The organism is Pseudarthrobacter equi (genome assembly GCF_900105535.1).
Taxonomy (GTDB): Bacteria; Actinomycetota; Actinomycetes; order Actinomycetales; family Micrococcaceae; genus Arthrobacter; species Arthrobacter equi.
Genome location: NZ_LT629779.1, coordinates 97,034 through 123,124 on the forward strand (window position 1 = coordinate 97,034; position 26,091 = coordinate 123,124).

23 protein-coding genes, 1 rRNA gene and 1 pseudogene are annotated in these 26,091 nt (G+C 66.2%); 8 read left to right on the forward strand and 17 right to left on the reverse strand.

The genetic code is table 11. The features are described 5' to 3' along the window. Window positions 1–212 precede the first annotated feature (212 nt). The 4 genes from BLT71_RS00360 to rpmB all read right to left on the reverse strand — a co-directional run bounded on the left by BLT71_RS00360 (window position 213) and on the right by rpmB (window position 3,106). A 16S ribosomal RNA gene (locus BLT71_RS00360) occupies window positions 213–1,733 on the reverse strand. A 661-nt stretch (window positions 1,734–2,394) separates the two neighbouring features. Continuing rightward, window positions 2,395–2,700, reverse strand: a complete 306-nt coding sequence (gene rpsN, locus BLT71_RS00365; protein WP_015938870.1) for a 30S ribosomal protein S14 — start codon at window positions 2,698–2,700, stop codon at window positions 2,395–2,397. 2 nt (window positions 2,701–2,702) lie between these two features. Beyond that, window positions 2,703–2,870 (reverse strand): 50S ribosomal protein L33, encoded by a 168-nt coding sequence (gene rpmG / locus BLT71_RS00370; RefSeq protein WP_013602737.1) that lies wholly within the window; start codon window positions 2,868–2,870, stop codon window positions 2,703–2,705. Continuing rightward, window positions 2,870–3,106, reverse strand: coding sequence for a 50S ribosomal protein L28 (gene rpmB, locus BLT71_RS00375; RefSeq protein WP_015938871.1), 237 nt, complete (start codon window positions 3,104–3,106; stop codon window positions 2,870–2,872). Before rpmB ends, rpmG begins: the two co-directional genes overlap by 1 nt. 339 nt (window positions 3,107–3,445) lie before the next feature. On the opposite strand from rpmB, the gene BLT71_RS00380 reads away from it, so the two are divergent. Genes BLT71_RS00380 through BLT71_RS00390 form a run of 3 tightly spaced genes read left to right on the forward strand, consistent with a single transcriptional unit; the run spans window position 3,446 to window position 6,340 of the window. After that, the gene (locus BLT71_RS00380; RefSeq protein ID WP_091716611.1) at window positions 3,446–4,936 is read left to right on the forward strand and encodes a ferredoxin reductase family protein; all 1,491 of its coding nucleotides are present in this window, start codon (window positions 3,446–3,448) and stop codon (window positions 4,934–4,936) included. Then, a complete protein-coding gene (locus tag BLT71_RS00385; RefSeq protein WP_091716613.1) occupies window positions 4,933–5,541 on the forward strand; it encodes an FMN-binding protein in 609 nt (202 codons plus the stop codon). Before BLT71_RS00380 ends, BLT71_RS00385 begins: the two co-directional genes overlap by 4 nt. A gap of 55 nt (window positions 5,542–5,596) precedes the next feature. Then, a complete protein-coding gene (locus BLT71_RS00390) occupies window positions 5,597–6,340 on the forward strand; it encodes an FAD:protein FMN transferase (RefSeq protein WP_172829881.1) in 744 nt (247 codons plus the stop codon). Between the two features lie 9 nt (window positions 6,341–6,349). On the opposite strand, the gene BLT71_RS00395 is transcribed toward BLT71_RS00390, so the two are convergent. Both BLT71_RS00395 and BLT71_RS00400 read right to left on the reverse strand, forming a co-directional pair. Continuing rightward, window positions 6,350–7,123 carry an SGNH/GDSL hydrolase family protein gene (locus tag BLT71_RS00395; protein WP_091716617.1) on the reverse strand — a complete coding sequence of 258 codons (774 nt, stop codon included), beginning with the start codon at window positions 7,121–7,123 and terminating at the stop codon, window positions 6,350–6,352. 56 nt (window positions 7,124–7,179) lie between these two features. Beyond that, on the reverse strand, window positions 7,180–7,665 hold the full coding sequence (locus tag BLT71_RS00400) for a MarR family winged helix-turn-helix transcriptional regulator (protein WP_045731786.1): 486 nt from the start codon (window positions 7,663–7,665) through the stop codon (window positions 7,180–7,182). A 103-nt stretch (window positions 7,666–7,768) separates the two neighbouring features. Between BLT71_RS00400 and BLT71_RS00405 the strand changes: the two genes are divergently transcribed. Further along, entirely contained in the window at window positions 7,769–8,092 is a 324-nt protein-coding gene (locus tag BLT71_RS00405) for a YciI family protein (protein ID WP_091716619.1), read from the forward strand. Here BLT71_RS00405 and BLT71_RS00410 read toward each other — a convergent pair. From BLT71_RS00410 to BLT71_RS00435, 6 genes are all read right to left on the reverse strand, one after another. After that, a complete protein-coding gene (locus tag BLT71_RS00410; protein ID WP_407681228.1) occupies window positions 8,089–8,934 on the reverse strand; it encodes an SGNH/GDSL hydrolase family protein in 846 nt (281 codons plus the stop codon). The genes BLT71_RS00405 and BLT71_RS00410 overlap by 4 nt on opposite strands. 146 nt (window positions 8,935–9,080) lie before the next feature. Then, window positions 9,081–10,151, reverse strand: a complete 1,071-nt coding sequence (locus BLT71_RS00415) for a siderophore-interacting protein (protein WP_172829882.1) — start codon at window positions 10,149–10,151, stop codon at window positions 9,081–9,083. After that, window positions 10,148–10,960, reverse strand: coding sequence for an ABC transporter ATP-binding protein (locus BLT71_RS00420; protein WP_091716622.1), 813 nt, complete (start codon window positions 10,958–10,960; stop codon window positions 10,148–10,150). The genes BLT71_RS00415 and BLT71_RS00420 overlap by 4 nt, the downstream gene beginning before the upstream one ends. Before the next feature lies 1 nt (window position 10,961). Continuing rightward, window positions 10,962–11,981, reverse strand: a complete 1,020-nt coding sequence (locus BLT71_RS00425) for a FecCD family ABC transporter permease (protein ID WP_091716624.1) — start codon at window positions 11,979–11,981, stop codon at window positions 10,962–10,964. Between the two features lie 101 nt (window positions 11,982–12,082). After that, entirely contained in the window at window positions 12,083–13,174 is a 1,092-nt protein-coding gene (locus BLT71_RS00430) for a FecCD family ABC transporter permease (RefSeq protein ID WP_091716626.1), read from the reverse strand. Between the two features lie 10 nt (window positions 13,175–13,184). Next, on the reverse strand, window positions 13,185–14,270 hold the full coding sequence (locus BLT71_RS00435) for an iron-siderophore ABC transporter substrate-binding protein (RefSeq protein ID WP_091716628.1): 1,086 nt from the start codon (window positions 14,268–14,270) through the stop codon (window positions 13,185–13,187). Between the two features lie 367 nt (window positions 14,271–14,637). Here BLT71_RS00435 and BLT71_RS00445 point away from each other — a divergent pair, with 367 nt between their 5' ends. Then, window positions 14,638–15,132 carry an FBP domain-containing protein gene (locus tag BLT71_RS00445; RefSeq protein WP_091716632.1) on the forward strand — a complete coding sequence of 165 codons (495 nt, stop codon included), beginning with the start codon at window positions 14,638–14,640 and terminating at the stop codon, window positions 15,130–15,132. A gap of 63 nt (window positions 15,133–15,195) precedes the next feature. Here the strand turns inward: BLT71_RS00445 and BLT71_RS00450 are convergent, their stop codons facing one another. The 4 genes and pseudogenes from BLT71_RS00450 to BLT71_RS00465 form a co-directional block, all read right to left on the reverse strand. Further along, window positions 15,196–15,894: a hypothetical protein gene (locus BLT71_RS00450; protein ID WP_091716634.1), complete on the reverse strand. Its 699-nt coding sequence runs from the start codon at window positions 15,892–15,894 to the stop codon at window positions 15,196–15,198. 237 nt (window positions 15,895–16,131) lie between these two features. Then, window positions 16,132–19,593: an ATP-binding protein gene (locus tag BLT71_RS00455; RefSeq protein ID WP_091716636.1), complete on the reverse strand. Its 3,462-nt coding sequence runs from the start codon at window positions 19,591–19,593 to the stop codon at window positions 16,132–16,134. Window positions 19,594–19,769: 176 nt separating this feature from the next. Next, a pseudogene (locus tag BLT71_RS00460) lies at window positions 19,770–20,612 on the reverse strand (DUF4194 domain-containing protein); the annotation flags it as partial. Beyond that, the gene (locus tag BLT71_RS00465) at window positions 20,605–22,062 is read right to left on the reverse strand and encodes a DUF3375 family protein (RefSeq protein ID WP_091716638.1); all 1,458 of its coding nucleotides are present in this window, start codon (window positions 22,060–22,062) and stop codon (window positions 20,605–20,607) included. The gene BLT71_RS00465 and the pseudogene BLT71_RS00460, both read right to left, overlap by 8 nt. 264 nt (window positions 22,063–22,326) lie before the next feature. Here BLT71_RS00465 and BLT71_RS00470 point away from each other — a divergent pair, with 264 nt between their 5' ends. The 3 genes from BLT71_RS00470 to BLT71_RS00480 all read left to right on the forward strand — a co-directional run bounded on the left by BLT71_RS00470 (window position 22,327) and on the right by BLT71_RS00480 (window position 25,676). Beyond that, complete coding sequence (locus BLT71_RS00470; RefSeq protein WP_091716640.1) at window positions 22,327–22,629, forward strand: hypothetical protein; 303 nt, start codon at window positions 22,327–22,329, stop codon at window positions 22,627–22,629. A 61-nt stretch (window positions 22,630–22,690) separates the two neighbouring features. Next, window positions 22,691–24,691: an acyl-CoA dehydrogenase family protein gene (locus tag BLT71_RS00475; protein ID WP_091716642.1), complete on the forward strand. Its 2,001-nt coding sequence runs from the start codon at window positions 22,691–22,693 to the stop codon at window positions 24,689–24,691. Window positions 24,692–24,755: 64 nt separating this feature from the next. After that, complete coding sequence (locus BLT71_RS00480; RefSeq protein ID WP_091716644.1) at window positions 24,756–25,676, forward strand: TIGR04086 family membrane protein; 921 nt, start codon at window positions 24,756–24,758, stop codon at window positions 25,674–25,676. Here the strand turns inward: BLT71_RS00480 and BLT71_RS00485 are convergent, their stop codons facing one another. After that, window positions 25,677–26,075, reverse strand: coding sequence for a YchJ family protein (locus tag BLT71_RS00485; protein WP_091716645.1), 399 nt, complete (start codon window positions 26,073–26,075; stop codon window positions 25,677–25,679). It abuts the gene before it with no gap. Window positions 26,076–26,091: the final 16 nt, after the last annotated feature.

Sequence of the window (26,091 nt, forward strand, 5' to 3'; positions counted from 1 at the left end):
CACTACCCAGCAGACCAAACCACCCACGTTCCAGGACAACCTCCGAAAAGATCAGTCCGTACTAGCAAACAGTCCGTGCCACCAGGCACCTATTCGTTGATATTCCACCCTTGAGCACCCGCCACGAAACATTCGTCCGTGCAACGGGCATTACTCCTGACAACCCCCACCACCAACAAGCGTCGGCATGAGCGGTTATAGGTGCTCCTTAGAAAGGAGGTGATCCAGCCGCACCTTCCGGTACGGCTACCTTGTTACGACTTAGTCCCAATCGCCAGTCCCACCTTCGACGGCTCCCCCCCAAAAGGGTTAGGCCACCGGCTTCGGGTGTTACCAACTTTCGTGACTTGACGGGCGGTGTGTACAAGGCCCGGGAACGTATTCACCGCAGCGTTGCTGATCTGCGATTACTAGCGACTCCGACTTCATGGGGTCGAGTTGCAGACCCCAATCCGAACTGAGACCGGCTTTTTGGGATTAGCTCCACCTCACAGTATCGCAACCCTTTGTACCGGCCATTGTAGCATGCGTGAAGCCCAAGACATAAGGGGCATGATGATTTGACGTCGTCCCCACCTTCCTCCGAGTTGACCCCGGCAGTCTCCTATGAGTCCCCACCATCACGTGCTGGCAACATAGAACGAGGGTTGCGCTCGTTGCGGGACTTAACCCAACATCTCACGACACGAGCTGACGACAACCATGCACCACCTGTAAACCGACCACAAGTGGGGCACCTGTTTCCAGGCGTTTCCGGTTCATGTCAAGCCTTGGTAAGGTTCTTCGCGTTGCATCGAATTAATCCGCATGCTCCGCCGCTTGTGCGGGCCCCCGTCAATTCCTTTGAGTTTTAGCCTTGCGGCCGTACTCCCCAGGCGGGGCACTTAATGCGTTAGCTACGGCGCGGAAAACGTGGAATGTCCCCCACACCTAGTGCCCAACGTTTACGGCATGGACTACCAGGGTATCTAATCCTGTTCGCTCCCCATGCTTTCGCTCCTCAGCGTCAGTTAATGCCCAGAGACCTGCCTTCGCCATCGGTGTTCCTCCTGATATCTGCGCATTTCACCGCTACACCAGGAATTCCAGTCTCCCCTACATCACTCTAGTCTGCCCGTACCCACCGCAGATCCGGAGTTGAGCCCCGGACTTTCACGGCAGACGCGACAAACCGCCTACGAGCTCTTTACGCCCAATAATTCCGGATAACGCTTGCGCCCTACGTATTACCGCGGCTGCTGGCACGTAGTTAGCCGGCGCTTCTTCTGCAGGTACCGTCACTTACGCTTCTTCCCTACTGAAAGAGGTTTACAACCCGAAGGCCGTCATCCCTCACGCGGCGTCGCTGCATCAGGCTTGCGCCCATTGTGCAATATTCCCCACTGCTGCCTCCCGTAGGAGTCTGGGCCGTGTCTCAGTCCCAGTGTGGCCGGTCACCCTCTCAGGCCGGCTACCCGTCGTCGCCTTGGTAGGCCATTACCCCACCAACAAGCTGATAGGCCGCGAGTCCATCCAAAACCGCAAAAGCTTTCCACCAACCACCATGCGATGGAAGGTCATATCCGGTATTAGACCCAGTTTCCCAGGCTTATCCCAGAGTCAAGGGCAGGTTACTCACGTGTTACTCACCCGTTCGCCACTAATCCCCCCACAAGTGAGGTTCATCGTTCGACTTGCATGTGTTAAGCACGCCGCCAGCGTTCATCCTGAGCCAGGATCAAACTCTCCGTTGAAGTAAAACAAAAACAGACACAACCAAGCACCACGGAAATAACGCGGAACCAGGCTGCACAAAATTTGAAACCAGCTAAAAACACCATGCACACCACGGGGTGGCGGCACAGCACAATCAACCAATTCAATAAAAAATTGGTATCAACAAACTTGGCACACTATTGAGTTCTCAAACAACAGACACACCCGGCACCACCCAAACCCTCAAGGTTCAGGATCGCTCCGGAGCAACTTTCCAAACTTACCCGATCACCCACCACTTCGCAAATCCATATTCCAGGACTTGAAGCAGAAAATGACCGCCCCAACCAATTTCCAGCGCCCTAGAAGAGCAACCAGAATCTGGCGTTGATTTGGGGTTTTTGGCCGCCCGGTGATCAGTTCTTCACTGTCTCCCCCGCGGCGACTTAGAAAACAATACACGCCCACCAGCGCCACCGCAAACCGGCCTTCCCAACGCAGAACATCCCCGGGATTCCGCGGCGAAACGGGCTAACCGGCACCCAGGCCGCCTCCCGCCGTCGTAATTCCGCTGTGTGTGTTGCCGCACAGGGTCGGAGACATGCGCAACCACCGCCCGCCGAGTGGGTTAAATGCAGAAGAGCCGGCAACCAATTGGTTGCCGGCTCTTCTCAAGCAGCTGGAATCAGCGGTGCTGGATTACCAGGAAGACTTGGTGATGCCCGGGAGCTCACCGCGGTGAGCCATGTCGCGGAAGCGAACACGGGAGATACCGAACTTCTGGAAGGTACCGCGGGGACGGCCGTCGATGATGTCGCGGTTACGCAGACGGATCGGGGACGCGTTGCGGGGCAGCTTCTGCAGGCCCAGGCGGGCTGCTTCGCGTGCTTCGTCGGTTGCGTTTTCGTCAACCAGGGTCTTCTTCAGCTCGAGGCGCTTCGCAGCGTAACGCTCAACGATGACCTTGCGCTGCTCGTTGCGAGCAATCTTGGACTTCTTAGCCATGTTTAGCGCTCCTCTCGGAATTCGACGTGCTGGCGGATCTTGGGGTCGTACTTCTTCAGAACCATGCGGTCCGGATCGTTACGACGGTTCTTACGGGTTACGTAGGTGTAACCCGTGCCCGCGGTCGACTTGAGCTTGATGATCGGACGTACGTCCTTGTCCTTAGCCACTAGAGCTTCACCCCACGAGCCAGGATCGAGGCGACGACTGCGTCGATGCCGCGTACGTCGATGGTCTTGATGCCACGAGCAGAGACCTGCAGCGTGACGTTACGGCGCAGGGACGGAACCCAGTAGCGCTTCTTCTGAATGTTCGGATCGAACCGACGCTTGTTGCGGCGGTGCGAGTGCGAAATGCTGTGCCCAAAGCCCGGCTCGGCTCCGGTCACTTGGCAGTGTGCTGCCATGACTTCTCCTCAAGAATTGAATGTAATGATCCGCATATCTGCTGCAGGATCATGCGTCTAAGAGCGACCCAAAGTGATCAGGGTGAACGGTTAGTCACGCAACTTGAGCCCCTAACTACCGGCTACCCTGGAGAAAATTACCGGGCCACCGGAGCAATTGCGCACGCTCCGCGCACTTAGCGCCTCCCAAGTCTACGAGGTGGCGCAATTAAAGACCAATCCGGGGCGTTTAGGTGTATAAGGGCTTCCTGCGAACGCCCTGTGCGGAGCCCCCGGGTCACAGGTGGCGGACACCCGTTTTCACAGCTGAATGAAAGCTTGGCGGCGCATCTTAGGTACATGAGAACGCAGTCCCTGCCGGTCCCTCCGGCGCATACCAGCTCCGACCTGTCGGGGCCTTCGGAGCTATCCGGTTCCGCCACTCCGCTTCCCGTCCAGTACAACAGCGGATGGTTCAGCCGCCAGCGCCGGCAACGGCTGCTGAGGGCAGACCTCCTGACGGTTATTGCGTGGGGTTCCGTAGCCGCCGCCGTGGCCCTCTGGCTGGCCGACGGCGGTGCAACCGGTGTCAATTCCGTCGCTGCCGCATTCACCGCGGCCGGGATCGTGGCTGGTTTGGCTGGCATGGACCTGGTCCTGCTGATGCTGCTGCTGGCAGCCCGGATTCCGTACATCGACCGCACTATCGGCCATGACCGGGCGCTGGAGTTCCACCGCAAACTCGGCAAACCGTCGCTGTACCTGCTGTTGGCGCACGGCTTCCTGCTGGCCGTGGGATACGGCATGGCGGAAGGCCTTGACCCGGTCAGCGAGTCCATCTCCCTCTGGCAGCAGGTCCCGGACATGTGGCTTGCGTTCGTATCCATGGCGCTCTTCATCGCCGTGGTGGTGACTTCCCTTGTGGCGGTCCGGCGCCGCTTCCCGTACGAGTTCTGGTACGTGGTCCACCTCCTCACCTACGCTGCGGTGGGCACGTCCCTGCCGCACCAGTTCAGCGTGGGCGGGCTGTTTGCGGAAGGTACCTGGCAGCGCTGGTACTGGCTGGCCGTCTGCGTCGCCACCGGTGCGGCGCTGGTGTACTTCCGGGTGCTGCAACCCATCATGGCAACGTCACGGCACCAGCTCACGGTGTCCCGGGTGGAGGTTGAGGCGGCGGGCGTCGTCAACATCTTCATGGCTGGACGGCAGCTGGACCGGCTGGCGGAAGCGGGCGGACGCTTCTTCATCTGGCGGTTCCTGGCGCCTGGAATGTGGTGGCACCCGCACCCGTTCAGCCTGTCCGCAGAACCCACCATCACCGGACCGCACGGCGAAGGCACCCTGCGCATCACGGTGCGCAACCTTGGCGCCGGCTCCGCGCAGCTGGTGCGGCTGCGGAAGGGGACCAGGGTTGCCGTCGAAGGTCCGTACGGGCTGTTCAGCACCGGCGCCCGGACCCGGAACAAAGTGGTGATGATCGGCGCCGGCATCGGCATCACGCCGCTGCGGGCCCTCCTCGAAACCACCCCGTTCGCTCCCGGCGAGGCGAGCGTCCTGCTGAGGGGCCACACGGAGCAGGAACTGTACCTGAGCAGTGAAATCCTGGACCTGTGCCGCTCCCGGGGCGTGCGCCTCTTCCACCTTCCGGGCCCGAGGTCACGCGTCCGCTCCAGCTGGTTGCCCCAGGAGGCAGTCCGGGGCGGCTACGGGCTCACGGCTTTCGTCCCCGACGTCGCAGAATCCGACGTCTATGTCTGTGGCCCCACAGGCTGGGCGGACAGCGTCATCGCTGACGTCCGGCAGGCCGGAGTCCCCGAAGAACAGATCCATCACGAAAGGTTTGACTGGTGAAAGCACGAGGAACACTCGCCGCAGCAGTCGCGTCCGCCGGCATCCTCCTGGCAGGCTGGCAGGCGGGCACCCAGGCCGGGGGCGCCAGCACCCTCGCGGCAGGTTCAAGTACGACGACGGCAGGATCCACGGGTTCCACAGGGACGGGCACGTCCGGGGCGGGTTCGTCGGGGTCGGGTTCGCCGGGCAGCTCCGGGACCACCGGGTCCTCCGGCGCCTCCAGCAGTTCCAGTGGGTCCAGCTCCTCGAGCGGTTCCAGCGGGTCCAGCGGGTCCAGCTCTTCAGGCAGTTCGGGCAGCTCCGGCTCCTCAAGCAGTGGCACGGCAACGGCCGGCACCTACCAGGGCGCCGCAGTCCAGACGAGATTCGGTGCAGTGCAGGTCCAGATCACTGTGGCCTCAGGGAAAATCACGGACGTGACGGCCCTGCACCTGACCGACGACGACCGTAAATCGATCCAGATCAGCAACCGCGCGGCGCCGCTCCTGCGGACCGAGGTGTTGGCCGCGCAGTCGGCGGACGTCCAGACCATCAGCGGTGCCACCGTCACCAGCAACGCCTACCTCACCTCACTCCAGGCAGCCATCGATGCCGCGAACCTCTGATCCCCTCCGGTCATCGGACACGGGTACCAACCTCTCGTCACGGACTTTTGAGTGCATGGGGACCGTCATCAGCCTGACCTTCGCGGACTCCCCCGCGGCAGGGCAGGAAACCCAGGACGAACTCGCAGCCGCAACCGACGTCGTCGAACGCCTGTTCCGGGAACTGGACGAGACGTTCAGCCTGTACCGCCCGGCGTCGGAGGCCAGCCGCCTGGCCCGCGGCGAACTGACGCTCCGCAGCGCCTCGCCGGAGATGCGCGCCCGGTATGCGGAGGCGCATGAATGGCGGCTCCTGACCGGAGGCGCCTTCTCGCCCGAGCGGCCGGACGGCGTATTGGACCTCTCGGGGCTCATCAAGGGCCACGCGATCCGCGAGGCGGGGCGGTCCTTGCTTGCCCTGGGCCGCCGCGACTGGTGCCTCAATGCCGGCGGCGACATCCTGGTCAGTGGCTCACCCGTTCCGGGCTCCGGCGCAGCGTGGAAGGCCGGCATCGTCGATCCGGCCGACAGGCACGCCCTGATCGGCGGTTATGCCCTGGGCGGGGTCGAGGGGCACGCAGCCCTGGCCACGTCAGGCTCGGCAGAACGCGGCGAACACATCTGGCGGGTGGACGGCGGTTCCGACTTCGTCCAGGTCACTGTTGCTGCCGCGGATGTGGTGACGGCGGACATCCTGGCCACGGCAATCGTCTCCGGCGGGATGCCGATGCTCAATCTCGCCACGGACCAGTGGGATGTTGCGGTCCTGGCCGTCCACGCCGATGGCTCACTGCTGGCCACCCCGGCGTTCCGCCGCTAGACCTGCTTGCTAGACCTGCTGCGGGAGCCTGGTGAGCCGTGGGTACTTGGGGGCCAGGTTGTCGCCCGAGGACTTGCCGGTAACCCGCCGGGCCACCCAGGGCGCGGCGTATTCGCGGAACCACTGGGCGTTGGCGCGCAGGGCATCCGTCCCGCTGAGCTGCGGAACCGGCGTCATCGGCGGAACATCGATGGAGTGCTCGTACTTGAGGACTTCCAGCACCCGTTTGGCCATGTTGGCGTGCCCCGCGGCGGACATATGCATCCGGTCCCGCGCCCACATGCCCCAGTCGTAGTACTCGCTGAAGCGCCAGTAGTCCACCAGCAGGGCGCCGTGGTCCCCTGCGATCCCGCGGACCAGTTCGTTGTAGATGGCAGTGCGGCCGCGCATGGTGCCGAACACCTTGGAGCCGCGGGCGTCGAAGCCGGTGAACATCACCACGGTGGCACCTGTGGCACTCAGCCTGCGGACGCCGTCGTCGTATTCGGCCAGCAGGTCGTCGATGTCGATCCGGGGGCGCAGGATGTCGTTGGCGCCGGCGTAGATGCTCACCAGGGTGGGCTTAAGTTCGACGGCGGCGTCCACCTGTTCAGCGAGGATCTGCCGGAGTTTCCTGCCGCGGATGGCGAGGTTGGCGTATCCGAATCCGGGGTCCCCCGCGCCAAGCTGCTCGGCCACGCGGTCAGCCCAGCCGCGGACGCCGTTGGGGCGCCCCGGGTCGTCGTCGCCCACGCCCTCCGTAAAGGAATCGCCGAGGGCAACAAACCGCGATGTGAAGTCCATCCGGTTAGTTTGCCACCCGTTGCCGGAAGCAACCAATCCCGGGCAGGGTCCCGGGGTCAGGGCTGGGTTTCGCGCAGGATCCAGTGGTCTGAATCCAGGCGGCCCACCACTTTTTCGCCGATCCGGGCCAGGTCCTCGACGTCTTCTTCCGTGAGGGCGTCAAGGAAGAGATTCCGGACGTCCTCCACGTGGCCGGGAGCGAGGCCCACGATGGTGGACATGCCTTCCTCGGTGAGGTGGGCGATGGTGACCCGGGCGTCGCGCGGGTGCGGGCGGCGCTCCACCCAGCCGCGTTTCTGCAGCTTTGTCACCACATGCGAAAGCCGGGACAGGGAGGCGCTGGTGCGCGCCGCGAGCTCACTCATGGGCAGGAACCGCTGGTCCGATTCCGACAACATGGCCAGCACGGTGTAGTCGAAGAGGGAAAGCTTGCCTGCTGCATGGAGCTTGGTGTCCAGCGCGGCCGGCAGCAGCGTGTTGATGCTTACCAGGGCCAGCCAGGCACGGCGTTCGTCGGCACTCAGCCAGCGCGGTTCGGTCATGCACCCATTCTACGATTGATCCTTCAACCGACGGACAGGCCGGTCAAGCCGGTCCGCAGGCGGTCCACAGTCCCGGGGTGCGGCAACCCGGTAATCTGGGCGCATGTATGTTGTCTCCCTGACCTACCGGGTTCCGCAGGACATTGTGGATTTCCACAACGATGCCCACATCGCCTGGCTGCAGAAGGCCTTCGACAACGGCGTCTTCATCGCCGCCGGCCGCAAAGTCCCCCGGACCGGCGGGCTGCTGCTCTCCCAGGCCGACCGGTCAGTCCTGGACGCGAGCCTGCAGCAGGACCCGTTCTATTCGAACGGTGTCGCTGACTTCGAGGTGGTGGAGTTCCATGCCGGACGCGTGGCCCCCGGCTACGAGATCCTGCTTGACACCCCGCCGGCACCCCCGGCAGAGGCGGGCCCCAACCGCTAAGGCGCGGCCCCGCCGTCGGACGCCCCTGCGGCGACCTTCTTCAGCCCGCCCTTGCGCGGCACCTTGACGGGTTCGGGCCACCGGGGCGTGAGCTCATCCCCCAAGGTGACGCCGCGCAGCTTGCGGCCGAACAGGGGCAGGACCCAGTCGTGGACCCACCGCCGTTGCCGCCGTTCCCATTCCCGCAGCGTCAGCGGGGTGGGCGGCTCCCAGTCCTTGGGCCTGATCTTGTGCGGCACACCCAACTGGTCCAGGACCTGCCCGGCGAGGTACTTGTGGCCGGCCTTGGACATGTGCAGCCGGTCCGTGTCCCACATGCGCCTGTCATGGAAGGCGTCCAGGCACCAGTAGTCCACCAGCACAGCACTGTACTTCTCCGCGATGGCCCGCACCTGCTGGTTGTAGAAGGTGTTCCGCTTCTTCAGCGGCTCGAGCAGGGCGGAAACCTTCACGTCGAAGCCGGTGAAAAGGACCAGTGTGGCCCCGGTGGCGGCGAGCTGGGCCACCAGTTCCTCGTAGCCCGCCATGAGCGTGGACATGTCAGTCTTCAGATCCAGGATGTCGTTGCCGCCCGCGTACAGCGTGACCAGAGCCGGCCGCATCCGCAGGGCGGGTTCCAGTTGTTCATCGATGATGTGCCGGAGCCGCTTGCTCCTGATGGCGAGGTTGGCATACTTCCAGCCCGGCTGCGCCTTGGCGAGCTTCTCGGCCACGCGGTCCGCCCAGCCGCGGACCCCGTTGGGCAGCCGCTCATCCCGGTCCCCCACGCCCTCGGTAAACGAATCGCCCAGGGCAACAAACACCCGCCGCCCGGAACTGGAAAGCAAAGATTCAGAGGGCACCACCCGCCCACGGTAACCGCGCAAGGAAAAGGACGTACGACGCCGGGATGAACAGTTAGTGAGCGCGCGTCACAGGGGAAGCAACCACGAGTGAGCGCGCGTCACAGGGGAAGCAACCACAAGTGAGCGCGCGTTGAGGGGTGGGGTTAGCCTTCGGCTTTGCCCTGCCTCCAGTAACCCATGAACGCAACCTGCTTCCGGTCGATGCCCACGTCCCGCACCAGGTACCGGCGCATGTCCTTGATGACGGCCGCTTCGCCCGCGATCCAGGCGTAGAACGGCATGGCGCCGGCGGGCATGTCCGGGTTCTTGGTGGCGCTGATGGCGGCGCTTTCCATCCGGGACGGGGTCTCCCAGAGGATGTCCTCGTCCACGTTGACGTCTTCGGGCTCGGGGCCCGCACCGGCGTCGGAGGCTTTGATGCCCACCCAGCCCGGCACGGGGACGGCCTTGCGTACGGCGTCCTGCAGCAGCTGGCCGTGCGGGCGGGACCGCCCGATCGCTGCACCGCGGGCAAGCCACGTGATCTCGATGTCCGCCGGCGAGCTGAGCTGCTGGAAGTCGCCGGCTTCCGGAACCTCGAGGAAGGCGTGGCCGGTCATGTAGGACGGCAGGCTTTCGAGGATGGCGGAGATGGCCGGGATGGCGGTTTCGTCACCGGCGAGCAGGACGCGCTGGGCCAGGCCCGGCCGCCACTCGATGCCGGAGTAGATTTCGGCGGTGACGCAGTGTGCAGCACGGTTATTGGGGCCGATGATGGTGATGGCGTCGCCGGGCTTGGCGTTCAGTGCCCAGTTGGCGGCGGGTCCGCCGTTTCCGTGGTCGTCAAAGTGCATGACGAAGTCCACATCGATTTCCGGGTACACCTCGTCCAGCCGGGCGTCGCGCACGGTGTAGGTGCGCATTGAGCCCTTCACGGCGGGGTCCATGGCCAGCCATTCGCGGTACCAGCCCGATTCGCCCATTTCGAAGACCGGCAGGGGGATCTGCGTTCCATCGGCAGCGACGGACGGGATCATCAGCTTGATCCGGAGGTCCAGGGTGTCGCCGTGGACGCCGAAATCGCGGAGGCAGTAGCCGCCGAACGTGATCCGGCGGAAGTTGGGGCTCAGTTCCTGCACCGATGAGACGGTGACCTCGAAGGCCAGCGTCATGGGTTCAGTGTTCATGGTCCTGGTGTTCATGGGCCTGGTGGATGCGGCGTCGCGGGTCTTCATGAAACAAGCTCCAGTTCGGTGGGGACGTGATGGCGGCCGATGGGAATGATCAGGGGCGTCCCGGAGACGGGATCCGGGATGACCCGGGATTCCAGGTTGAAGACGCTGCGGACCAGGTCCTCGGTGACAACCTCGCGAGGGGTACCTTCAGCCACCACAGCGCCGGCCTTCATGGCGATGACGTTGTCTGCGTAGCGTGCCGCGAGGTTGAGGTCGTGCAGGACGATCGCCACGGTGGTGCCGCGCCTGCGGTTCAGGTCCGTGACGAGGTCCAGGACTTCCACCTGGTGGGCCAGGTCGAGGTAGGTGGTGGGTTCGTCCAGCAGCAGGATGTCGGTTTCCTGCGCCAGGGCCATGGCGATCCACACCCGCTGGCGCTGCCCGCCGGAGAGTTCGTCCACGTTCCGCTCCGCGAGGGCCAGCGTTTCGGTGGCCTCCAGCGCACGCTGCACCGCGAGATCGTCCTTGTCGCTCCAGCTGCGGAAGAAACCCTGGTGCGGGTACCGGCCGCGGCCCACCAGGTCGCGGACGGTGATGCCGTCCGGTGCAGTGGGATGCTGCGGCAGCAGGCCAAGGGTGCGGGCCAGTTCGCGGGCGGGGCGGGTGTGGATGTCCTTGCCGTCCAGCGTGACGGCGCCGCCCGCAGGTTTAAGGAGCCGGGACAGTCCGCGGAGCAGGGTGGATTTTCCGCAGGCGTTGGCGCCCACGATCATGGTCACCCTGCCTTCGGGGATTTCGACACTGAGGCCGTCCACCACGCAGCGCTGATCGTATTTCAGCGTCAGGTCCTTGGCGTTCAGAACTGCCACGTCAGGCATCCTTTCGGTTGTTCGTGACCAGGAGCCACAGCAGGAACGGGGCACCGAGCGCGCCGGTGATGACGCCCACCGGCAGGACGGTTCCGTCCAGCACCAGCGGGGCAAGGTTGGCGGCGAGGAAGTCCGCGGCCAGGACGATGACGGCACCCACCAGGGCCGACGCCGGCAGGCTGGCTTTCCCGGTGAAGCGCCGGGCGATGGGACCGGCGAGGAAGGCGACGAACGAGACCGGCCCGGCTGCCGCCGTCGCCACCGCCGCGAGGGTGACGGCGATGATGACCAGGGCGAGGCGGGCGGCGTTGACCCGGATGCCCAGGCCTGCCGCGGTGTCGTCGCCCAGTTCGAGGATGCGCAGCGGCCCGGCGATGACGCCCACAGCGGGAAGGAGCACGGCGAGTGCCAGGAACAGGATCCCGGCACGGTCCCAGTTGGCGGAGTTCAGGGAACCGTTGAGCCACACGAGGGCGTCGGCGGCGGTGCGGATGTCAGCGCGCGTCATCAGGAAGTTGACCACGGCGTGCAGGGCGGCAGCGATTCCGACGCCGGCCAGTACCAGCCGGTTGCCGGCGGCATTGCCCCGGCCGCCACCGCGGATCCCGCCGCTGGAAATCGCGTAGATCAGGCCCGCCACGGCTAGGGCCCCCACCAGCGCGGCGCCGGACACCACGGCACCTGACGCGCCGAAAATCACGATGGCCACCACGGCTGCGGCGCTGGCGCCATAACTGATGCCGATGATGTCCGGGCTGGCAAGGGGGTTGCGGAGCATGGTTTGGAAGAGTGCACCGGCCAGCCCGAAGGCCAGCCCGATCATGGTTCCGATGACCGCACGCGGGAGCTTGTTCTCCATGACGATGAAGCTGGCACCGGGGATCCTGGGGCCGCCGGTCAGGTGGTTGAAGACGATGGTGAAGAAATCAGGGACGGTCACCGTGTAACTGCCCAGCAGCACGGAAACGAAGAAGAGGATCACGACGCCGGCGGCCAGGAACGCGGTCCGGTTTAGGCCCATCCTTCCCCGGCGTTGCCCTATCACTTGGGGTCGCTCAGCGGCGGTTTTGGCAGCCTTATCTGATGGCGCAACAGGGGTTGCGGGGGTTGCCGTTTTCGGGGTCACAGTCCGGCTCCCTTCCCGCGGCGGACCAGCCACACGAACACGGGGGCGCCGATCAGCGCGGTCATGATGCCGGCCGGCACCTCGCCGGGAAGCAGCACCACGCGTCCCACAATGTCCGCACCGAGCAGCAGCACGGGCGCCAGGACCAGGGAGAACGGCAGGATCCAGCGGTAATCCGGGCCGGTCAGGAAGCGGACAGCGTGCGGGATAACCAGGCCAACGAAAGCGATGGGGCCAGCCATCGCCGTTGCGGATCCGCACAGCAGCACGATGCCCAGGGCCGTGATGCCCCGGGTGAGGCCCACGCGCTGGCCCAGGCCGCGGGCAATGTCATCACCCAGGGCCAGGCTGTTGAGGATCCGGCCGGTCAACAGCACAATGACAGCCCCCGCGGCCAGGAAGGGCAGCCCCGCCAGCACCACGGACCAGTCACGGCCGGCAATGCCGCCCACCTGCCAGAACCGGAACCTGTCCAGGGTGTCCTGGCTCGAGACCAGGATGACGCTCATGAGCGAGTACAGGCCGGCGTTGAGCGCGGCACCCGCCAGGGCAAGCTTGACCGGGGTGGCTCCGTCCCGGCCGAGGGACGCGATGAAATAGACCACGACGGCGGCCACGGCGGCGCCGATGAACGCGAACCAGATGTAGCCGGACAGCGAGCCGACACCAAAGACATAGATGCCGGTCACCACGGCCAGGGCCGCGCCCGCGTTGACGCCCATGATTCCGGGATCGGCAAGGGGGTTGCGCGCCACGCCCTGCATGGCGGCGCCGGCCAGGCCCAACGCGCCGCCGGCCAGCAGGCCAAGGATGGTGCGGGGAATACGGGCGTGGACCACTGCGTGGTCACCATTGGCGGGATCGAACTGCGTGAGCGCGTCCCAGACGGTGCCCAGCGGCAGGCCCCTTGCCCCGACGGCGAGGGATGCACCTGCCAGGACGGCGAGTACGACGACGGCGGCCAGCAGCCAGGCGGCGCGCTTGCCGGGGAACGCGCGGGCGCTCCCCGGGGCACGGGCTGCCGCCCCCGGTACCAAAGTGCCGAAGCCTGCGGCCTGGCGGTCCGCCGTCGTCGAACTCTGCGTCACTGAACCGGTGCTACTTCACGGCATCCGCTGCGGTGGCCAGCTCGGGCAGGAACGTGTCCAGCGCCCAGGGGAGGCTCAGCGGTGAGGAAGCGGAGATGGCGAGGACCAGGCTCTTGTTGGCGTCTGCCACGAACGCACCGCTCTTGACGGCAGGGATCTGTCCCAGCAGGGGGTCCTTCTTGATCGCATCGGCTTCGCTGGCGTCTTCCACCGAGCTGAGGAAGATGTCCGAATCAAGCTCGTTCACCTTCTCCGCGGACCACGGCACGAAGAATTCCTTCGAGCCGGCCGATGCCTGCTCCGCAACGGGGGCGAGCTTCATGCCGATGGAGGACAGGAACTTGGGCCGGTTGTCGTTGGCCGTGTAGATGCCGGTCTGGGTTCGGTCGGACGGCAGGGCGTAGCCGTAGATGAAGGTCTTGTCCTTGATCTGCGGGTACTTCGCCGCCTCTTCCTTGACGGTGGCTTCGGTGTCGGAGACCAGCTTGGCGGCTTCGGCGTCCTTGCCCAGCGCCTTGCCCACGATGGTGGTGGCGTCCTGCCAGGACGTTCCGTAAGCCAGCTCGGGGTGCGCCACCACCGGGGCGATTTCGCTGAGCTTCTTGTAATCCTCTTCGGTCAGGCCGGAATAGGCGGCCAGGATGACATCCGGGGTGAGCTTGGCGATCTCGGTGAAGTTGATGCCGTCCGCCTCCGAGTACTGGACCGGAGCCTTGTCGGTGCCGAAGCCGGCGCCGAGTTCTTCAAGCGCGGCGTCCTTCCACGGGGTGGAGCCCTTGTCGTTGCCGCCCCATTCGTTCTTGGGAACACCTACGGGGACAACACCCAGTGCAATGGCGACGTCGTCATTGACCCAGGAGACCGTGGCAACCCGCGTGGGCTGCTTCTCGATGGTGGTCTTGCCGAACACATGGTCGATGGTGACCGGGAACTGGGCACTGCTGGAAGTGGAGGCGCTGGCATCGGAAGTAGACGTTGCCGGGCCGGTGGAGCAGGCGGAGAGCGTCACAGCTGCGGCCAGAATGGCGGACGCGCCGGCTGACCTAAGCAGCGTGCGGCGGGTGGTGCTGGGGCCCGTGAACAGGGAGGAAGCCATGAAATTCCTTAAGTGAGCGATGCGAACTTAAGTAAGGCTAGCCTATGCTTAGCGCAATTACGAAAGCTTTTCGTAGCTTATTCCCCAAGGTGACGAAGGACACAGCCGCCGTGGTCTTGGACAGGATTTCCAGGGTTTGGCAGGATGGCATGGACCGGGTCCGCTACGGAACGGCCGGACAAACTCTCAAGAGATCGGGACATCGAGGAGCAATGCGCACGCCGGAGGCTTTCCGCCCCGCCGCTGCCGCGGAATGCGGGGTGGCCGTTTTGGCCTGCTTCGCGGACAACTGCTGACTCCCCTTTTTATCGAGCCCGCCTCCCGGGCTTCTGCCCGCTGCCGGGCCCCTTCTCACGAAAGTTCAGCCATGCAATCAGTCACGCCCCAGCAAATCCGCTCATCCTTCGTCAACGCCAGCCGTTCCGAGGCCGCCAAACTCAACCTGCCCCAGCACTTCGACAGCCTGGACTGGGACAGCCTGGACTTCCTCGGCTGGCGGGACCCCAAGATGCCGCTTCGCGGTTACCTCGTGGTTCCCGGCCCCAAGGGGCTCACCGGAGTCCTGCTCCGGGCGCCCGAAGGTGGGGCCCGGAAGAACCGCTCAGTCTTGTGCGAGCTGTGCCGCGACGTGTTCTCCAAGGAGGACGTGCTGCTCTGGGTGGCCCGCCGGGCCGGCCCGTCCGGCCGCAACGGCAACACCGTGGGCACCCTGATCTGCGCAGATTTCCTGTGCTCCGGCAATGTCCGCAAGGAGCCCCCGGCCAACGAGATCAACCCGGACCCGGCCGCCGTCGTGGTCCGCCAGGTCCAGGGCCTCGAGGACCGCACCGCGCAGTTCCTGGGCAGGGTGCAGTCCACGTAGCTGCCCGGACGCCACACCTGGGAAGGCCCTTCATGAATCATGGGAGGGCCTTCCCAGGTCCGTTCAGCGGAAGGTGAAGCTGGCCAGAATGGCCTTCAGCGCCTGCCCCTGGCTGCCGGCGAACCATGCCCGGGCGGACTTGTCGTCGGGGAATTGCTGGTCATCGAACAGCACTTCAGCCGTCAGCACGCGATCGCCCAGGAGGATGATTCCCTTGACCGCGTCCCGGGGGCCCGTTGCCGGTGCGCCTGCCGTCAGCTGCAGGTGGTAGGTGGCATCGTCGTCATCCCAGTCCACGTAGAACGAGGCATGTGCCTCCGGTGTGGACCGGCCCTGCAGCCCGGGTACCGGCACGGATTCAAATACCGTCCTGGTCACAGGCCCGGAGACGCCATCGGCGATTTGCCCGTAATAGATGCTGACCAGCTGCTTGTCACTGGCGTCGTAGATGGTGGCCGTTCCCACATAAGGTGACGCCGAGGCCTCGAAGACCTCGGTCTTCCAGTCCGCCGGGCGCGTGAAGGAGAGCCTGCCGTCCGGGAAGGTGAAGGTCGCCAGCCCGGCGGCAGCAGGATCCGTACTGGATGCAGACGGGGACGGTGCCTGCGGGGCGGGCTGGCCCGGCGTCGCGGACGGAGCTGCCGGCTCCGGTGTCCCCGTTGAAGGGGGAACTGTGACGGCCGGTGAGGTGCCCCCGCCGCCGGATTCTGCCGGCCCGTCGGAGGTACAGCCTGCCAGGAAGAAGGCGGCCGCAGTGGCCATTGCGAGGGGTCTGGTTAGGCGGCGGGCTGGGTGCATAGTGGCTGCCTTTCACGATGGCGCCGTGAGTTTCTTCGGAGGCAACTGCGGGACCCAGCGTTCCGCAGCGCCTATGGGGATCGGGATGGCGTGGTGGTGTTTTGCTCCCAAGGGTGGCACAACCAAATCGCGGCACACCAGAACCTGACGGATAAATCCATCAGTTTGTTATCCCTGTCTCAGGTTCGCCGCGGCGGACCGTCAGCGCAGCACGATGTCCACCGGATTCGCCTCGGACCGCCAGGCCCCCTCCTCGCCCTCGCGGGGGCGGATCACCGGCGCGGTCAGTACGCCGGAACGGTTGGTGCGCCGGTCCCGGAGGATCTCGGTCACGGAGCCCAGGTGCCGGGACAGGTCGATCACGTTCTCGGGCGCGGCCAGCAGCAGCTGGAACCCGAACTCGTGCAGCGCCTTGATCCCGGCGCCGGCGAACTCCTCCGAGGCAAGCACGAAGGCTTCATCCATCATCACCGTGCCGTACGTGGTGAAGCCCTGTTCGGCGATGCCCAGCTGGTAGCTGAGGGCGGCGGCCATGATGAACGCCGTGAACCGCTGCCGCTCACCGCCGGACATGGAGCCGGTGTCCGCGTGCATGAACACCTCGGTCTTCTTGCCGGCCTTCTTTCCCTTGGCCGAGGGGGCGGTGACCTCGCGGTGCTCCTTGCACTGGATGAACAGGTGCCCGCGGACGTCGAGCACCTCGGCCCGCCAGCGCCGGTCTTCCGGAGCCTGCGAGCCCAGGCGCTTCACCAGCGTTTCCAGGGACTTGTAGCGTGCCGTGAGCTCGGCGTCGTCGTCCCGTTCAGCACCCGGCTCCGTCTTGGCGGACCGCGCATGCCGGGCCTTCAGCGCGTTCTGGATGGCGTCCTTGAACTGCTTGGCGGTGGGCGGCAGGGTCTGCTTGATGTCCAGTTCCAGGAAGCTGCCCTCATGGAAGTTCACCTGCGACAGGATGCCGTTCAGCGGCAGGATCCTGCTGGTGATGGAGCGGCGTTCCTCGTCCAGGAGGTGCAGCAGGGTGCTGAAGGATTCATGGGTGCGCTGGTTGAAGAACTGCCGGAATTCGGCTTCCTGCGCCGGCAGGCCGTCGTTGACGATCGCGTGGTAGCGGGCTTCGAATTCGCTGGCCGCGCCAATGCTGGTGCCGTGGTCGGCGGAGATGGCGCTGCCCCATTCCCGCACGAACCCCTCGAAAATACGGGTGAGCCGCTCCGCCGTGGCCTGTCCACGGGATTCGGCGGCGTGCAGCTCGCCCTGGAGCGCGGTCCGCACCCTGTTGGCCAGGTTGTCCAGCTCGTGCATCTCCGTCACGTCGCCGAAGTCGGCGAAGTACGGTTCCAGTGCCGTCACGGTGGCGTCCGACGGCGGCGCCTCGGCCAGGCGGTGGCGCGCGGCTTCCAGCAGCGAATCGGCAGCGGTCAGTTGCCTGTCGAGGGCCTTGTACTCGCTCTGCAGCACGGCCGCGGACTCGGTGCTGGACTGGTGCTTCTGCCGGACCTCCTCGATGGTGGCGCGCAGCGGCTCCAGGTCCGCCTGGGCGGCGAGGGCATCCTTGAGCCGCTGCTCGATGCCTGCCAGTTCCTCGGCTGCGACGGCTGCCGAGACCTGGTCCCAGGGCCTGTCGTCCTCAGCGATCCGGCGGAGCGCTTCGAGCTGCCGGCTCATGCCCTGGTGGGAGTCCTCCCGGCTCTGCGCCAGCTCGGCTGCCTTGGCCACTTCCTGCCGGAGGTCCTCCACCTGGCCGGCCACGAGCTCCAGCTTTGCGGCGTTGTCGAACCCCAGCACGTAGTCCTGGCGGCTGGTGAACCGGTCGTCCTTCTCCACGGTGTGGCGGTTCCGCTTGACCACGCCGCCCAGGCTCAGGCCCCTGTCCAGCGCGGCGAGCTGGTCCGGGTCCTCCACGCAGGGGTAGGCAAAGTCGAGGGCGATGCGTTCCCGCACCCACTCCCCGGCTTCGGCAGCCGCACCACTGGCGAGGATGTCCAGCTTAGTGAGCAGGTCGCCGTCGCGCGCGTCCTCCACTGCCAGCGCACCGCCGGCGAGGGGCTTGGAGACGTCCACGGCCCGCAGCGCACCCCGAACGTTGTGGTCATTGAGGTAGCGGGTGACGGCACCAAAATGTTCACCCGGGACCAGCAGCGTGGTGGCCAGGTTGCGGAGCGCGCGCTCGGCCGCAGGGCGCCACCGCTCCTCCCCTTCGGCCAGGTCCATCAGCTCACCGGCGAACGGCATCCTGTCCTCCGGGATGCCGGTGGCCGCGGCAATGGCGGCACGGTTTTCAATGCTCGACGGCGGCAGCAGGGATTTGCGCGTCTTCAGCGACACGAGTTCCTGCTCAGCCGCGGCCAGTTCGCGCTTGCGGCTGGCGTGGGCGTCGAACGCCTCGAACCTCAGCTCCTGCAGAGCCTGCGAATCGTCCTTCAGCTCCGCGGAACGGGCGGCGGCCTGCTCGTGTGCCTGCTCCCAGCCGGAGGCCGTCCACTCAAGCTGCAGCCCGGCGTCGGACAGTGCCTGCTGTGCGGCGTGCTCCACCTGGCGGCGGAGGCGCAGCCCCACCCTGGCGTTCTCCAGCGACTGCTCAATGGCGGAAATCGCGTTGCCGCCCTGGCTGTTGTAGTCCGTTTCCAGCTGCCGCAGGTCCTTGGCCAGCCCATCGCGGACCGAGCGCTCGGCGCCGAGTTCCTTGGCTTTGGCCTGCGCCAGTTCCTTGAACCGGGCCAGGATCTTCTGCTGGACGGTGACAGCGAGCCGCTGCCTGTACGACTCGAATTCGCCGCCGGCCAGCTCCCGGAGCCGGTTGGCGTCCAGGAGCGACTGGGCGTACTCGCGGTTCAGCCCCGGAACCGGCGCCAGCTGGTCGCGCTGCTGCCGGACGTCTTCGAGGCGCTGGCGGATGGACATGAGGTTGCTGAACTCTTCCACCACGTCGTCAGCCGCCGTCAGTGTTGCGGGGGCGTCCAGCACCTGGTCGCGGAAGAACGTGTTGACGCTGCCGCCCAGGCCTTTGCCCGCCTGGATGACCCGCAGCAGCGGAAGCGCCTGGTCCGAGCTGATGCCCAGCAGGCGCCGGAACCGCTCGGCGAAGGCCTTGTGGACGTCGAACACCTGGGCGTGCGGGAAGATCGTTTCCAGCGCGCCCTTGGTGAACCGCTTGTCCGCGACGCCCTCGATCGCATCGAGGTCCAGGGGGACATTGTCGATCAGGTAGAACCGGCCCACGCTCGATTCCGTGCCGTTCTTTGGCAGGTCGAACAGGGCCGAGACGGTCACCCGGGTGCCCGCAGCGTTGTCGAACGTCAGCCCGACGGCGGACCAGGTGGCACCGGGGCGCTGGAAGGCACTCGCCGAGCCCTCCCCCACGGCCTTGTCGCCCACCTTGCCGCGCATGTAGGTGAACGTGGTGCGCTTGTCCTCCACAGCACCGCCGGACCGCTGGGCGGCGGCCTCGTTGGACCGCGGCCTGGCATCGAAAACGCGCAGCATGGCGTCGAAGAGGGTGGACTTTCCCACGCCGGAGTTACCGGTCAGCAGGGTTCCGTTCCGGTCCACGCGCATGGTGTGCGCGCCGTGGAACGTGCCCCAGTTGACCACCTGGACCAGCGCCAGCCGCATCTGGCCGGGGTTCGTCTCTTCCCCCAGCGGGAGCATGCTCGGAATGGTCACTTGGCGGCCTCCTTCTTGGTGCCGGCAGGGTACGACGACGGCGCTGCCGCCCCCGCCCCTTCGCCGGACGGCATTCGTCCTTCGGACGATGCGTCCGGCTCCGACAGCGGGTCCGGATTTCCCACTGCTCGCAAGCTCGCAGCGGGTCCCTCACCCGTTCCCTTAGATGCCACTCCCTGGGCGGCAGCGCCGTCGTCGTCGTTGTCATCGTCACCTGTGTCGTCCAAGTCCAGGAGCGGTTCCGTTCCGGACTGGTCCGTTGACGCGGCCACCAGGGCTTCGATGTGGGCCGGGATGTCGCCGATGTTTTCGAACGGGAGGGCCAGCGGGAGGGCGTTGGAGATGGTGTAAACGTCGTCAAGTCCCGTGGGCAGCAGGAGCTGGCGGGCCAGGAGCTTGGTGATGGCACGGGTAACCACGTCCGAGTCGCGGAGGGCGTCCTGCTGGCCGGACGGCTGGTAGTGCGCCACGAGGTCCGTGATTTCCTCGCGGGTGATGGTGGGGTCAGTCTGCGCGGTGACGTGCCGGTCCAGCAGGAGCCGGAGCCGGAGCAGCACGATGGTTTCCACCCGGCTGAGGGCCCGCTGCTGCCGCAGGATGCTGGACCGGGCGCTGCCACCGATCACGTCCGGGTCCACCGGGCGCAGGACGGCAATTTTCCGTTCATGGTCCAGCTGCATGCTAAGGAACAGTTCCGAAAGCCGGCTGCGCAGGATCACCTGGTTGTCCAGGAGGACCGTCCACAGCTTTTCGTCCCGGCCGCCGTCAATGTACGGGCCCTTGAGGAGCTTCACCAGCGCCTGCCGGACCTTCATGTTCAGCACGCCGGTGTCGCCGGGGAACAGCGCGGCTCCGTCCACGAACGTGTCGCGCGGCGTGACTGCGCCGGTGATGTGGCTGGCCGGCATCGGGGCGTCTGCGGTTTCGGCAGGCTCAACCACCGGATCACGGGTTTCAGCCGGCTCAACCGCTGGGGCGGGAAGGTGCTCGGCGGGCGGTTCCGTCATCTCTTCAGTCATGTGAATCCTTTGCGAGCGTGACCACCGGGAGGTAGGCCCTGCGAATGGAGCCGTCTATCTGTTCGAAGTCCAGGCCCTCGAAATCGCTGCGGTTGAAGTCGGCCCCGGCGTGCAGGGCCTCCGACAGCAGGGCGCGGATGGAGTTGATGTGCTGCTCTTCCGGCGGCAGCTGCTCCCAGGCGTCACCCAGGGTCCTGGCGCCTGCCATGGCGGCGCGGACCACCGCCGGTTTGGCCTTGCCGGTCCTCGGCGAGCGCACGCGGTCCGAGTCGCTGAATGCGATGGGATCGGCCAGTTTGGGCGGTGCGGCGAATTCGTCGGGGTCGAACAGCTTCACCATGGAAAGCGCCTCGAAACCCGCGTTGTAAAGGACCGGTCCGGGTACCAGGCCTGGCCGGTCGCGCTCGTACGGCAGGGACCGGATGGCGTGCTCGGCTTCGCGCAGGACCTGCCGCAGCCGGACCGACTGGCGGAAGTCGTCGCTCTGGACGTACGTGTTGAGGCTTTCGCTGAGCTTGCCGTAGATGCGCTGGATCTGGCTGTGCTGCTGGCGGAGTTCGGCCACCAGGTTCTTCAGTGTCTCGCGGTCCTCCGGCGAGAGGTCGTCCGCGAACTGCCGGCCGAGGACCTCGCCGATGGCCGAGCGGAAGCGAAGCTGCTGCTGTGGATCCTCCAGGAACGCAGTGAAGGACCGGAACGTCCTGCCCTCCGGGCTCTGGCGGAGCCGCTTGTCCGCTTCCAGCACCTGCGCCATGGTGGCGCCCTTGGTCAGTGACTCCTCGATGATCTGGTTGCGGAGGCCGCCCACCAGTTCCTCGATCCGGTCGCGCATCTTCTTGTAATCGGCCGGCAGGCTGGCGGCCAGGTCCAGGATGTTGCCCGCGGCCTCCACGGCTTGATCGTCATCGAGCAGGCCGTCGAACTCGCCGCTACTGATGTCCTCGATCAGCTGCTGCCGCTCGCCGATTTCCTCTTCGAGGGCCTCAAGCCGGGCGCTCTGGTCCGGGTTGGTCTCATTGGCGAGCTTTTCGACATCGCCGAGCAGCGTGCCCAGGCGGGACCCGTTGAGGGTGGACCGTTCGCTGGAAAGGCTGTCAAGGAATGCGAGCACGCGGGCGGCGGGCTCGGTGACTTCGTAGACGATCTGGCCGGACTGGTTCCGGCGGGTCAGGAACTGCCGGCGCGTCCACTCGTCGCCGAACGACTTGCCGTTGGCGCCGCCACCCAGCCCGGGGTCCTGCCGGCGGAGCTCCTCAAGGAAGGAGTCGACGTCGGCATGGAATTCCTCGAGCGGAAGCTGCGGCCGGGTGCGGGTGAAGGACGCCTGCAGCACCGCGATGACCCACGGCGCCGAGCGGGTGAGGGCCCAGGCGGGTCCCTTGGTGAGGAGTTCGAGGTCCCGGAGCCGGGCGCTGATGGCGTCAGCGGATGACCTGGCGGAGCGGGGCACACATTCTCCTTGGACTGTTGGCGGGGCGGGCGGCGGGGGCGGACCGGAAAACGGCCAACTACAAGGTTAACGCAGCGCGTTCGGGAGGACCGCCGCAACCGCTCCGTGACCTACCTGGCGGTAGGGTATCGATCCCGTATCAACAGCTGTTTCCTGCTGCCGCGCTCTGGCTCGCTGCGCGGGGCCCACCCTACGCTTTCTGCTACCGGCCTTCGCCGCTTGGCCACAGCAGATTCTCACCACAGCAACGCCGCAGGGGGACACATGCAGTTTGATTTGAGCGCTCTGGACACATCCACGTTGGTCTTCATCGGGACCCTGGCTTTTGGCGGCCTGTTGGCCGCCTTCGTTCTGGCATCGGGGCTGGTTGCGCTCCTGGTGCTGGGTACGGGAAAGCTCGCCTGGGTGCTGGTGTCCAGCACGCTCCTGGCGGTGGTCCACGGCATCAATGCCGGCTGGGACCGGCTGGTGCGCCATGCAAAGAGCGTGGACGTGGCTGCGGACTTTCCGGCCCAGCCTTCCCCTAGCACCGGAACCTACCCGCGGGTAATATTGAGGGACAGCTGAAGGGTTCTCCAACCCGGCGGATCCATGGCTTCACCGGCCATTCCGGCCAAGGAGATAACCCATGACCTCCGCCACGCACAGCCCGTCAACTGACGCACCGGCTGAAGAAACGCCCGTCCCCGCCGGCAAGATCGGTTCCGGCGTCACCGCGGATGAAGCCCGTGCCGTGGCCGAGGCCGCCCGGGAGACCGGATGGGACCGGCCCAGCTTCGCCAAGGGCCTCTACCTGGGCAACTTCGACCTCAGCCTGGTCCACCCGTGGCCCACGCCCGATCCTGCGGACGTGGTGCGGGGTGAAGCGTTCATGGCCAGGCTCACCGCGTATGCCCGGACCATGGACGGCCGGGTGATTGAGCGTGCTTCGCAGATTCCGGACGAGTACATCCGCGGCTTGGCGGACCTGGGCGTCTTCGGCATGAAGATCCCCGAGGAGTACGGCGGGCTGGGCCTCTCACTGGTGTACTACGGCCGTGCCCTTGCGCTGCTGGGCAGCGTCCACCCGAGCCTCGGCGCGCTCCTTTCGGCGCACCAGTCCATTGGCGTGCCCGAGCCGGTCAAGGTGTTCGGCTCCCCGGAACAGAAAAAGGAGTACCTGCCGCGCTGCGCGGCCGGCGCCATCACCGCGTTCCTCCTCACCGAACCGGATGTGGGCAGCGACCCCGCCAGGCTGGGCAGCACCGCCACACCCACGGAGGACGGCGAGGCCTACCTTTTGGACGGCGTAAAGCTATGGACCACCAACGGGGTGATCGCGGAACTGGTGGTGGTGATGGCTGTGGTCCCGGTGCACACGGACGCCGACGGCACCCCGCATAAGGGCGGGATCAGCGCGTTCGTGGTGGAGATGGACTCCCCCGGGATCACGGTGGAGAACCGGAACGCCTTCATGGGCCTGCGCGGGATCGAAAACGGCGTCACCCGCTTTCACCAGGTCCGGGTGCCCGCGGCCAACCGGCTGGGCCGCGAGGGGCAGGGCCTGAAGATTGCCCTGACCACCCTTAACACCGGGCGGCTGGCCCTGCCTGCGCTGTGCGTCGCGTCCGGGCGCTGGAGCCTGAAGATCGCCCGCGAATGGTCCAACGCCCGCACCCAGTGGGGCCGGCCCGTGGGCGAGCACGAAGCGGTGGGAAAGAAGATCGCCTTCATCGCGGCCTCCGCCTTCGCACTGGATGCCGTGTTCGAGCTCGCCGCCGAGCTTGCGGACGCGGGCCAGAAGGACGTGCGGATCGAGGCCGCCCTGGCCAAGCTGTGGGCCACGGAAATCAGCTGCCGGATCGCTGACGAGCTGGTCCAGATCCGTGGCGGGCGCGGGTTCGAGACCGCGGAGTCCCTGGCCGCACGCGGGGAGCGTGCAGTGCCCGCCGAGCAGCAGCTGCGGGACCTGCGGATCAACAGGATCTTCGAAGGGTCCTCGGAGATCATGCGCCTGCTGATCGCGCGTGAAGCCGTTGACGCGCACCTGGCTGCCGCGGGGGACCTGGCCTCAATGGATGCGAGCCTGTCCGACAAAGCCCGGGCCGCCGTCGGCGCCTCCGGCTTCTACGCCAAATGGCTGCCCAAGCTGGTGGCCGGCGCGGGGATGGACCCGCGCTCCTACAGCGAGTTCGGCCGGCTGGCCCGGCAGCTGCGGTTCGTGGAACGCTCCTCCCGGCGCCTGGCCCGCCAGACCTTCTATGCCATGGGCAGGTGGCAGGCGAAGCTCGAGCGCAAACAGGCCTTCCTGGGCCGCGTGGTGGACATCGGTGCCGAACTGTTCGCCATGACCGCGTGCTGCTCGCGTGCGGAGATGCTGCTGCGCACAGATCCCGGGCGGGCGGCGAGCGCCTACGAACTCGCCGAAGCCTACTGCGAGCAGGCGCGGGTGCGCGTGGACGAATACTTCGACCAGCTCTGGCGGAATACGGACGACGGCGACCACCGCCTCACGCGCAAGGTCCTCGCCGGGGATTACGCCTGGCTGGAGGAAGGGGTCCTGGACCAGTCCGAGGGCACCGGGCCGTGGATTGCCGACGCCTCCCACGGGCCCTCGGCGAAGGAGGATCTGCACCGCAGATACCGGTAGAACCGCAGGTCACGGAATCGTAAGCATCCTTGCTATCGGGGTGGGGCGGTGGTTGAGTGGATCCATGAGCAGCTCAACGGACCCAGAGAACCTCCCTCCCCGGCGAGCGCGGCAGGACGGGCGCAGTGAAAACGGCCGTGCCGGTGACGCGGACAGCCAGGCAACCCGCTCCATCGACCGGACCCCGGCTGACAATGCAACGCGTCCCATCGACCGGACGTCCGCCGGCGATGCCACGCGTTCGTACTCCGAGGCGCCGGCCGCATCCGCCGAACGTGACTACCCCCAGGAGGTCTACGCCGAACGGGCCGACGCCCAGCGGGATTATGCGGACCGCAGCGGATCCGCGGGGGCGACGCGGACCGCAGCTGTCCCGGCCGCGGCCGTGAACCCTAACCTGACCGACCGCGAAACCGCGATCGCCCGGGAGAAGGAGCAGTTCGGCGGCATCAAGGTGGGTTCCGCCTTCTTTGGCTGGTTGACCGCAACCGGCATGGCCGTCCTGCTCACCGCCCTGGTGGCCGCAGCCGGCACCGCCGTGGGGCTGGCCAACAACACGGATGTCAACGAGGCTGTGAACCAGGCCGCCCAGAACAGCGGAACCGTGGGCCTGGTGGGCATCATTGTGCTGCTGGTGATCCTGTTCGTTTCCTATTACTCCGGCGGCTACGTGGCCGGCCGGATGGCACGCTTCAACGGCGCCAAGCAGGGCCTCATGGTGTGGGTCTGGGCGTTGATCGCCGCCATCGTCATCGCCGTGCTGGGCCTGGTGGCCGGACAGCAGTTCAACGTGCTGGCCAACCTCAACAGCTTCCCGCGGATCCCCATCAACGAGGGTGAGCTCACCACCACCAGCATCATCGCCGCCGTGGTGGTGGCCGTGGTTGCGCTGGTGGGCGCCGTACTGGGCGGGCTGGCCGGGATGCACTTCCACCGGAAGGTTGACCGGGCAGGATTCACACCGGACAACGACTACGACGAGTAGTCAGTCCAGGATGTCCCCATCCACGTAAAACCACCGGCCGTCCGAACGGACGAACCTGCTTGCCTCGTGCAGCACGCCCCGCTCTCCGGTGTGCCGGTAGTGGGCCTTGAACTCCACCGTCCCCGCGGTGTCGAAAGGCCCACCACCGCTGGTGGCGGCGATGTCCAGCCGCCGCCACTGCATTTCCGGGTCCAGCTGCAGGTTCCCCGGGGCCGTGTCCGGGTGCCACGTCCTGAGCAGGTAGTCCCGGTCCAGGAGCACGAAAGCCGTGTACCGGGAGCGCATCAGCTGCTCCGCGGTGGCTGCTTCGGCCCCGCCCGAATGGAACCGGCCGCAGCAGGAGGCGTACTGATCCCCGGACAGGCACGGGCAACGGTCCTGTGCTCCGATTTTTGTCATACCGGGATGCTGTCAT

Coding starts and splice junctions, on each gene's coding strand:
- BLT71_RS00480 (WP_091716644.1), top strand. CDS start 24,756: ATGAGCAGCTCAACGGACCCAGAGAACCTCCCTCCCCGGCGAGCGCGG.
- BLT71_RS00400 (WP_045731786.1), bottom strand. CDS start 7,665: ATGACCGAACCGCGCTGGCTGAGTGCCGACGAACGCCGTGCCTGGCTG.
- BLT71_RS00435 (WP_091716628.1), bottom strand. CDS start 14,270: ATGGCTTCCTCCCTGTTCACGGGCCCCAGCACCACCCGCCGCACGCTG.
- BLT71_RS00390 (WP_172829881.1), top strand. CDS start 5,597: ATGGGGACCGTCATCAGCCTGACCTTCGCGGACTCCCCCGCGGCAGGG.
- BLT71_RS00470 (WP_091716640.1), top strand. CDS start 22,327: ATGCAGTTTGATTTGAGCGCTCTGGACACATCCACGTTGGTCTTCATC.
- BLT71_RS00380 (WP_091716611.1), top strand. CDS start 3,446: ATGAGAACGCAGTCCCTGCCGGTCCCTCCGGCGCATACCAGCTCCGAC.
- BLT71_RS00475 (WP_091716642.1), top strand. CDS start 22,691: ATGACCTCCGCCACGCACAGCCCGTCAACTGACGCACCGGCTGAAGAA.
- BLT71_RS00405 (WP_091716619.1), top strand. CDS start 7,769: ATGTATGTTGTCTCCCTGACCTACCGGGTTCCGCAGGACATTGTGGAT.
- BLT71_RS00425 (WP_091716624.1), bottom strand. CDS start 11,981: ATGGGCCTAAACCGGACCGCGTTCCTGGCCGCCGGCGTCGTGATCCTC.
- rpmB (WP_015938871.1), bottom strand. CDS start 3,106: ATGGCAGCACACTGCCAAGTGACCGGAGCCGAGCCGGGCTTTGGGCAC.
- BLT71_RS00485 (WP_091716645.1), bottom strand. CDS start 26,075: ATGACAAAAATCGGAGCACAGGACCGTTGCCCGTGCCTGTCCGGGGAT.
- BLT71_RS00450 (WP_091716634.1), bottom strand. CDS start 15,894: ATGGCCACTGCGGCCGCCTTCTTCCTGGCAGGCTGTACCTCCGACGGG.
- rpsN (WP_015938870.1), bottom strand. CDS start 2,700: ATGGCTAAGAAGTCCAAGATTGCTCGCAACGAGCAGCGCAAGGTCATC.
- BLT71_RS00415 (WP_172829882.1), bottom strand. CDS start 10,151: ATGAAGACCCGCGACGCCGCATCCACCAGGCCCATGAACACCAGGACC.
- BLT71_RS00445 (WP_091716632.1), top strand. CDS start 14,638: ATGCAATCAGTCACGCCCCAGCAAATCCGCTCATCCTTCGTCAACGCC.
- BLT71_RS00395 (WP_091716617.1), bottom strand. CDS start 7,123: ATGGACTTCACATCGCGGTTTGTTGCCCTCGGCGATTCCTTTACGGAG.